The sequence below is a fragment of the Schlesneria sp. genome, assembly GCF_036405755.1.
GTDB classification, from domain to species: domain Bacteria; phylum Planctomycetota; class Planctomycetia; order Planctomycetales; family Planctomycetaceae; genus Schlesneria; species Schlesneria sphaerica.
Genome location: NZ_DASWWZ010000062.1, coordinates 1 through 9,037 on the forward strand (window position 1 = coordinate 1; position 9,037 = coordinate 9,037).

Genomic DNA, 9,037 nt, shown 5'->3' on the forward strand with positions numbered 1-9,037 from the left:
TGGACCGCTGGGCCGCGCTCAAAATCCTGCCCGAAGAAGTGGCGCAGGACCCCAATTTTGCCGAACGATTTCAGCGGGAAGCGCGGGCACTGGCCCTGCTGGGCCATCAGCATATTGTCATCGTCTACGAGTTTGGACAGCGGGATGGTGTGTATTTCCTGCTGATGGAATACGTCGATGGCGTCACTCTCAGACAGGCCTTGCGAGCTGGCCAGATCACGTCAGCCGACGCCTTAGGCATCGTGACGCAGATTTGTGACGCGTTACAGTTCGCCCACGAAGAAGGGGTCGTGCATCGGGACATTAAGCCCGAGAATATTCTGATCGACAAACGGGGTCGCGTGAAAATCGCCGACTTTGGTCTGGCAAAACTGCTGGGAGGTCCTGCTGACGTCCCGATGCTGACGGGCACGCATCAGGTGATGGGGACGCCGATGTATATGGCTCCGGAACAGATGGAGGGGACTCGCAGCGTCGATCATCGCGCCGACATCTTTTCGCTGGGAGTTGTTTTTTACGAACTCCTGACGGGCGAACTCCCGCTCGGTCGTTTCGCCCCTCCGTCACAGAAATATCAGCTCGACGTTCGTCTGGATGAAGTTGTTCTGAGAACGCTCGAGAAAGAGCCGAACCGCCGCTATCAGCAGGCAAGCGAAGTCAAATGCGACGTGGAATCGATCCGTTCCCCTGTCGTTTCTCCTCAGGCGAAGCAAAAGATGAGTTGGGCTCAAAAACGTTTCTGGCTCAGCCTTGCGATTCTCGGGGGATTGCTCGCGATCGCTCTGTTCAAAATGATACCTCCGTTTCCTGTCACAAATTATGCGAAGCTTCAGAAGACGATTAATGAACTTCAGAATGAAAAAAACAATCTGAGTCTCCAGCTACTGCGTATGAGCACGATTTCTCCCCCGGCTCTTCCGCAAAATCCTGATGGGCAACCCGCATCGGACGACCAATCCGTAAGCGACGACCCCAATGAAGCTCTTGCCATCGTTCAATTCTCGGATGAAAAACCTCGATTAAACCCGAATTTTGCAACGGAAGTCCTCACGTCGGAGCATCGGCAGAGTGTCAACGAAATCCTGAGCAAGGTACACGACCGTTATCTCGCCTTGGAAAAGACCCATACGAAGTTTGAAAGACGAAAAGATCAAACGGTTCTCGCGGAAATTGAGCCGTTCCCCGACGAAGTCGCTGAACTCGAGAATGAACTCTGGACCGCGCTCGACTCGCAACTTTCCCGGCCCCAACAGAAATTCCTCCGAAACACCTTGCCGCTCTATTCCGAACTCACCCAGCCTCCACCGCTCATTGACTCGAGCAGTCAACATGCGTCAGAAGCGGCGATGGAAATGATGGCGTCAGGAGGCATGGGAATGGGTATGGGTATGGGCATGGCTGCAATGATGGGAGGAACATCGAATATGCCGCCAGCAATGCCGGGGGGAATGAGTCCCATGGGTGGAGAGCAACGACGTGAATTCGGCCTCTACGCACGTTATCCGCAGCTTTTAGGCTGGAAAGCCAGCATTCTGCCACTTCGAATCACTATGGGTCGTCGCGGCAAATGGTTCCGCTGGTCCATTGAGAATTTCAAGTTCTCAGAGAAATCCTCTGACGGGACAGTTCGCGATCAATATCAGCACTTGGACTCAGGCGAAGCCCCTGATTTGCCCACCGGACTACGACGATTCTGGAAGTTCCAGACACTGGAAGCCCCCGTACTTCGCGAAGAGTTAAAGATCGAAGAAATGCCAACGGTTGAGACCCCCGCAACTCCCTCAGAGCCATCGGCGCCAGAGATTCCCACGAATCCAGCGGAGCCTGTCACGAATGGCACCCCTGAAGAATGAAGCCGGAACCATGACAAGACTTCGGAACCGGAGAAAAGTCTTTCTCGAAGAGCCATTCCCGCTGTTGGCGGACCTGCTCGGGATTCAGTCATCCGGCCCTCGTGACAAAAGTGCGACAGGGCTATACCAGACGTGCCACAATCATCGTTCGGTCGTCGTCAGCGGGCCGGCCATTGGCAAATCGTTCAACGGACCTGAGCACAGAATTCAGCAGCGCGTTGGCCAGTAACGAACATTTCTCCAACTCGTGATCGAGCCGTTCCGTGCCGAAGAACTTACCGTCGGTGCTTTGCGCTTCGGTGATGCCATCCGTATAAAAAATGATCTGGTCCCCCTGCTGCAGTTGAAGCTCTGCTTCTTCGTAGTGAGTTTCTTTCACGATACCCAAGGGCAGTCCGCGGGCCTGATCAAGCGACAGCAGCGAGCCATCCTGACAGCGTTTCAGCCTCGGTGGATTATGACCGGCACACGCGTAGGTGATCACTCGCCGCGCCGGGTCATAGATGCAGTAAAACCCCGTCACAAACCGGGAAGACGTCCCGATGTAACGGGAACAAAGGTGGCAGTTCAGGTATTCCAGCAACTTCCCGGGTGGCAATGGCGGCCCAGGATGAGTGTGAGCAATGCAATGAGTCACCGCCATCAGCACTGCCGCCGGCGTTCCATGGCCGCTGACATCCGCAATGAAGATCCCCCACTTCCCATCCGGCATGGGGAAGAAGTCGTAATAGTCCCCACCGGCTCGCTGCGCCGGCTGGTAATAGCAGGCGATATCCAGTGTCGGGATGGAAGGGAGCGACGAGGGCAACAGCGAACGCTGGATATCCCCGACGGCTTTCATCTCGCGGTCCAGCACCTGATAGGCCTGTCGAAGCTCTTCCTTCAGCACCAGATTGCTGGTCACCCGGCCGAACAGATTGCTGCGCCAGACGAGATCAGGGATCTGCTCTTCTTCAAACCCATTCGGCTCCTGCTGGAGCATGATCACCATGTTCATCGCCACCCCCTGATCATACATGGGAACGGCGAGTAACGATCGATAACCCTGGAGAAGCTCGTACGCCGGCTCAGCTGGGTCAAGCTGCAGATCATTGATGAGGACCGGTTGGTCGCCATGAATCAGTCGTCCCAGCAGGCCACCCTTCAGCAGCGGAAGCCGATCCGGCTCTTTCCACGGATTGATTTCCTGAGACCACGACGTGTTGCGGGTGACACGGTACCAGGGTGCTTCAAGGCCGCGCCGGCTGATCGAGATGCGACAGTCGACCGAGAGCAACTGCTGAATCTTCTCGCCGTACGACTTGACCATCGCCTGAGGATCCGTGTGCTGACTCATGTCACGCATCATATCCACGATCACATCAAGCCGTTCCTGCCACGTGGTCGGCTCATTCACTCGGCTTTGCGTCGTCATCGTCATCATTCCTGATTCGAACTAGATCGGAACGTCTGAGATTCTCACAGAATTCGCGCCGGTTGAAAACTTGACCACAACCGCATCCATCAAGATTGATGCGGGATCCCTTCTCCCAAGGGGGGATTTCCGACAGGAACTGCTACTGGAACAGACTTCATGTCAGGCAATACCGAATGGACCAGCGGTTCCCTGAGACGGGGCGTTTGCACTACCTCGCGAATGTGACACGGAAGGAACTGCAAACGGCGTCGGCAGATTGTGCGAGAGAGAACTACTGAGAGGAGTTTGGAATCACAAGCCCCGGCGTTTCTGGAAGGGCGCACGACGAACGTTCATCACCTTGCGTGACGTCCGTTGCGGAGGTTCGAGACGATTTCCCTGACACGCAGGGAAATTCCTGCAGCCCCCGTTTGCAACAGCGTTGCCATACTTAAGCGGTGCCGCAGGAGTTTTTTCACCCGCGACTAGACCACTGCTTTTTTGGCCAGGGCCACAGCTTCAGCACACAGGGCAATGGCTTTCGCTTCGTCGGGAGCTTCGGCAATCACACGAATGATCGGTTCAGTGTTGCTGGCGCGGACCTGGACCCAGCGGTCAGGCCAGTCCAGACGCAAGCCGTCCCCCTCCGTCGCGGTGGCGGATGAATAAGCGTGGCGCAGGGCGGCACAGGCCTGCTCGACCCGTTCACGCGGGCAATGCAGTTTATCCTTGACGATCGTGTACTTGGGCAACGTCTCGACCCATGCGTTCAGGGTGGTCCCGCGAGCAACCAGTGCGTCCAGCACGTACGCCATACTGACGAAACTGTCGCGCACGAACCCGACCTGGGGTTCGATCACTCCTCCATTCCCTTCACCGCCGATCAGAGCTCCGACTTCGCGCATCTTTGCCACGACGTTGGCTTCCCCCACGTGCGACCGATAGAAGGGACAGCCGTACTTCTGGGCGATATCCGCCGTCACGCGACTGGTGGAACCGTTGACGACCACCGGCCCTTTCTTGCGGGACAGGACGTGATCGACCGCCAGCCCCAGGGTCAGTTCTTCACCGATGTAGCGCCCCTTGTTGTCGACAATCGCCAAGCGGTCTGCATCGGGGTCCTGAGCGAATCCGACGTCGGCCCCGTGTGCAACCACGGCAGACATCAAGGTCGAGAGGTTCTCTTTGAGTGGTTCGGCGGGATGTTCGAATTGCCCGTCTGCGACCCCACCCATCACGATGACTTCACAACCCAGCTCACGCAATAACTGGGGGCCCAGCAAACTGCCGGAACCATGGTTGCAATCGAGCACGACCTTGAACTTGCGAGACTTCACGGCAGGGACGTCGATCAGTTCGAAGACACGTCTCTGGTGCTCACCCGTCGGATCAGCAACGAACTCCGCGGATCCCAACCGGGACCACGGCCGATAGTCCGGTGACCCATTGATCACGCTCAGCAGTCGCTCACCCGTGCTTTTGTCGAAGACACTTCCCTCGGGTGAAAAGGGTTTGAGACCATTCCATTCGATCGGGTTGTGACTGGCAGTGAGTTGCAGTCCTCCGGCCGCCTTCAAAGCGGTCACCATCACTCCGCACGTCGGGGTTGAGGCGATTCCCAGATCCAGCACACGGCATCCGGTCGACAACAACCCCGCCAGCACGGCGTGCCGCAGCATTTCACCCGTCGAACGACCGTCACGAGAGAGAACCACGGTCCCTCCGTTGACGATCGTTCCGAGTGACGCAGCAAAGCGAGTCACGTATTCTGGGTCGAGCCCATCACCGATGACACCGCGTAAACCCGAGATACTCAGAATCCGTTCTGGCATTTCTCTTCCTTGAATCACCGGTGGAAAAAACGACCTATCGATACATGCTACCGCCAAAAATCCGTGCTAATCCATAGTACAGTCGCGCCTTGCGCTGACAGGCACGAGGGCGATCGGAACAGGCACAGGCGGCGGTCATGTTTGCGAGGAACTGCCGATCACATTCCGCACGAGGAATCCCGCTGCCGGTGTAACACGCGTCATGGGCGGCACATGCCGGGCGGAAATCGGCACCGTGGAACCCCTGAGGAATCAATCGGTTCCCGCCAAACGAATTCCCGGGACCGCAGGGACGCCACGGAGGACACTCGGCCTGTGCAGTGGAACTGATCGGCATACTCGCACAAGCGAAAACAATCGCCATCAAGAAAGTTCGCATTTGACTTAACCTCAAAATCGCAGCCTGAAACCCACAGAGCCGGACTTAGATCCTGCCCCCGGAGGAAAAGCCTCCTGTCAAGGAATGTTGGCGACTCAAAAGAGGAAACACAAGTTGAGTTGAGTTTTCCTATAAAACAAAATAGCCATCACAGAATAAATAGGTTGACTTCGATCGACGATACCTTCTTTTTCGGATCGACAGTCGCAAATACCTCTCTCCGATGAACTTGCTGCCCGAGAGGGCAAAAACGACCGAAACGAAAAGAACAGGAGGGGAATCACGCTTCCTGCTCGATTGCGACGTCTGGTGGACTGTAGAACGCCGCGACGGGTAACATCAGAGCGGCCGCCATGCCGAACAGCGACGCGTAGGGAAGCATCAGCGTATCCACCAGCAGGACTCGGCCTGCAAAGCAAACAGCACCCGCGGAAGCGATACCAATCCAGTTGATCAAATTGTTGGCCCCGATGATCCGCCCCTTCTGCTCCACGGGTGCCGAGGCCTGCAGGAAGACCTGTAGCGGGACACTGTAGAAACCGGCAAACAAGCCCACACAGATCAGCGCAACCACACTTCCATAAGGTCCCAGCAGCGTCCCACGGTGGAACCGCTCGGCAGGGCTGAGTCGTTGATCGCGGGCGGTACGCTCAGCGGTCTTGTCCGCGACCTCACCTGTCGCTGCCACCTGCACCTGCAGATCCCGTTCAGTCTCAGAAATAGTCGTAGTCTTCTCCGCGCCAACTCCGGCAGTCCCTTCGACTGCTGGGGTTCCGGCCGAATTCACAGCGACTGCGGTTGGGTTGGCAGGAACGGACACGCCCGCGACGGACTTCAACTCGCGAATTTCGTCACGAACTTTGTCCCAGCCCGGGCCGGGCAAGGCGAGAGCGAGAAGGCTGAGCGTCAGTCCCCACGCTCCCATCCTCACAATCCAGCCGCGGACTCGATTTTTCGAAAGAATCCCCGCCACGACGCAGCCAAGCGCGATTCCCACCCCCGTACTGGCGGCCATCATGCCGGTGATCAAATCATCCAGATGAAACTGCTCCTTCGCCAATGCATTGATCGCTGGCGGATAGACAGTCCCCCCGACGAACCAGAACGCCGATGACATCAAGAGCACCCAAAGCAAGCTGGGTGAATTTCGGAGAAGCTGGCGAGTCTGAGATGCGATCAGCAGTGAAGAGGCGTCGAACTTCAGATTGGGTTGTGCGACCGGCGTAGGCCGGATCGCCAGCGAGGTCACCAGCCCCAATAAAGCGATCACCAGGCAGGGGAGGCTCGCCAGCCAGAGTGTGGAATTAAAAAAGTACTTTGCCATGCCGGCCGCTGTCAGACCGAAAATAATGGCCAGGAACGTCGCCATCAACATCATCCCGTTGGCTCGCGGCAAGTCCTGATCGCGCAACATTTCGGGCAGGATGCCGTACTTGGAAGGGCCGAAAAAGGCACTATGAGCCCCCATCAGGCAAAGGACCGCCAACAGGAACGGAAGACTATGCAGCAGGAACCCGATCATCCCCAGGATTACAATCAGCACTTCGGCCATTTTGCACAGAACGATAATGGTCCGCTTGCTGAATCGGTCTGACAGAAATCCCGCAAAGCCAGAAATTCCGATGAACGGAATGGAAAACAGGACGAGTCCTAATCCCTGGAGGTCCCGTCCCCCCTGACTCGCCTGATCGAGACAGTCGAGCATGACAAGTTGCTTAAACAGGTTATCGTTAAAAGCACCAAAGAACTGGGTCAGATTCAGCCCCCAGAAGCTACGGTCCTGAAACAGTGGCGGGCGAATAAGGGTCGCTTCCTGGGTCATGCTGGGCAGGCTTTCTCACAAAACAAAGATCGAAGGCGATCCAAGATCAACGCTGCCGGATTCTTGCAGGATATTCTGGATCAGGAAAGCCAGACTTGCCGACCGGTTTTCAGCAACCAGGCAGGCCGTACACACTGGATCCGACAGCCGTAAAAGCGGTGAGGCAAGCTCAATTGCGATGGACGCAACTCATTCTCGGGATTCTTCGTAAACAAGTTCCCCACCAGAGTACTCAGCCCTTTTGGAATAGTCTGGAAGCTCGATCAGGTACAGAGTTGAGTTTTTCTGATCCTCAGGACGAAAACCCACCAGATACACAAACCTCTCGAACTCACGCGGATTCATCCGTGCTTCAAGTTTGTAGTAAAAGTCGGGAATCAAGCCATAGTCGTGATATTCTTCCCTGTAGGCTGACAAGAATGGCAGAGCTTGAACCGCCGAGGGAAAGATCAACATCTTGCCCACCACCACGAACAGGCACGCCAGGATTCCGCAGACAAAGCTAATCAGCAACGGTGCCGGGTTCTTCATTAACCGGCCTCTATTATCAGGTCTCTGCAAGACAACCAAAGTCAGTCCGCCCCCCGATTCGCTTTCTGTCACCTTTTGAACCTGAAATTCACCGGGAAAGGTTTCTGTCCAGTCCACCCTCATCGCCCCTCTCAAGGCCGCGGAATCTGCGATGTGTGCACGGGCCCGCGCACACATCGGACGGTCGACAAGTTCCATAATCAACGCAGACATTGTACAACGCACATCATCATTGCGCGTAGTGGATTGCGTCGCTGCTTTCGACTGAGCGTACGAGAAGCTCAAGCCCGGACTGAACGCGTGATGCGACCACTGAGCCGACCGATCTGTTACCCTTCACGATTCGGTTCCGCAGCAGTTTCTCTCGGCGTCATCCGGAATGAGCACACCGCGCGGTGACTACAAGTAAACACGGTCAGGACGGCGAGCGGTAAAATCCATGTCGATTCAAATTCCATGTCCGAACTGCGGAAAACACCTCAAGATTCCCGATCGAAGTCTGCTGGGACGAAAGGGAAAATGTCCTAAGTGTGCGCACACGTTCGTGCTCGCGGAGCCAACCGTCGTTCCCCCCGAAGCGACCGGGTCCCCGGCACCCCCGCCGAATCGTACCAGCGAAGACTCTGCTCCGTCGTCCTCGAAGACAGAAACGGTTCCGTCGGGCCAGATCCCGAGTGAGCCAGTGGCTTCCCCGCAGGGTGCCCCTCCCGATTTCAACTTCAGCGTTCCACCTGAGCTGGCCGCACTCGACCGGATTGCCACCACCAAAGGAACAACGGAGCGACTGAAGGAACGACAAAAGCAGAACTCCCGTCGCAGAAATATCGGCCTGGGGCTGACAGGACTGGCCCTGGCGGTCATTGCCGGTATGGTGTTTATCGTTCCCCGCTTCACATCCAAAACGTCGTCGGAACTGCCCAATCAGGCTTCGTCTGACGCCGCTTCGCAGGAGCACGACGCCGTGAGCGAGGCCGGTTCGAACGAGGGCCCCGCCCATTCGAGCCCGACTCACGGCAAGCCGATCGAACTCCAGTACATTCCCTTCGGATCGCAGGTCGTGCTGAATCTGAGACCGGCCGAACTCTGGAAGCCCGATAGCCTCGGAGAAGAAATTCGCTTCTGTGCCCCGGACCTCGCTCAGTTCATTGAAAAGACACTTCAGGATCTCTTCCAGCGAAAACCCGAGCAGGTCGAAGAGCTGATGATCTGCCTGATCCCCGGAAT

Annotated in this window: 6 protein-coding genes and 1 pseudogene; 2 read left to right on the forward strand and 5 right to left on the reverse strand. The window is 56.6% G+C overall.

Going from position 1 to position 9,037, the window contains the following annotated elements; genetic code table 11:
• The coding region (locus tag VGE80_RS02155) for a serine/threonine protein kinase (RefSeq protein WP_440591510.1) at positions 1–1,853 on the forward strand (1,853 nt) is incomplete at its 5' end.
• A 121-nt stretch (positions 1,854–1,974) separates the two neighbouring features.
• Here VGE80_RS02155 and VGE80_RS02160 read toward each other — a convergent pair.
• The 5 genes from VGE80_RS02160 to VGE80_RS02180 form a co-directional block, all read right to left on the reverse strand.
• On the reverse strand, positions 1,975–3,267 hold the full coding sequence (locus VGE80_RS02160) for a GAF domain-containing SpoIIE family protein phosphatase (RefSeq protein ID WP_440591511.1): 1,293 nt from the start codon (positions 3,265–3,267) through the stop codon (positions 1,975–1,977).
• Between the two features lie 467 nt (positions 3,268–3,734).
• Positions 3,735–5,081 carry a phosphoglucosamine mutase gene (gene glmM / locus VGE80_RS02165; protein WP_440591512.1) on the reverse strand — a complete coding sequence of 449 codons (1,347 nt, stop codon included), beginning with the start codon at positions 5,079–5,081 and terminating at the stop codon, positions 3,735–3,737.
• 34 nt (positions 5,082–5,115) lie between these two features.
• Entirely contained in the window at positions 5,116–5,460 is a 345-nt protein-coding gene (locus VGE80_RS02170) for a hypothetical protein (RefSeq protein WP_397568955.1), read from the reverse strand.
• A gap of 280 nt (positions 5,461–5,740) precedes the next feature.
• Positions 5,741–7,282, reverse strand: a complete 1,542-nt coding sequence (locus tag VGE80_RS02175; protein ID WP_440591513.1) for an MFS transporter — start codon at positions 7,280–7,282, stop codon at positions 5,741–5,743.
• A 189-nt stretch (positions 7,283–7,471) separates the two neighbouring features.
• Positions 7,472–7,813 (reverse strand): hypothetical protein, encoded by a 342-nt coding sequence (locus VGE80_RS02180; protein WP_440591514.1) that lies wholly within the window; start codon positions 7,811–7,813, stop codon positions 7,472–7,474.
• A gap of 439 nt (positions 7,814–8,252) precedes the next feature.
• Here VGE80_RS02180 and VGE80_RS02185 point away from each other — a divergent pair.
• Positions 8,253–9,037 (forward strand): annotated as a pseudogene (locus VGE80_RS02185) (hypothetical protein); the annotation flags it as partial.

Coding starts and splice junctions, on each gene's coding strand:
- VGE80_RS02175 (WP_440591513.1), bottom strand. CDS start 7,282: ATGACCCAGGAAGCGACCCTTATTCGCCCGCCACTGTTTCAGGACCGT.
- VGE80_RS02180 (WP_440591514.1), bottom strand. CDS start 7,813: ATGAAGAACCCGGCACCGTTGCTGATTAGCTTTGTCTGCGGAATCCTG.
- VGE80_RS02160 (WP_440591511.1), bottom strand. CDS start 3,267: ATGACGACGCAAAGCCGAGTGAATGAGCCGACCACGTGGCAGGAACGG.
- VGE80_RS02170 (WP_397568955.1), bottom strand. CDS start 5,460: ATGCGAACTTTCTTGATGGCGATTGTTTTCGCTTGTGCGAGTATGCCG.
- glmM (WP_440591512.1), bottom strand. CDS start 5,081: ATGCCAGAACGGATTCTGAGTATCTCGGGTTTACGCGGTGTCATCGGT.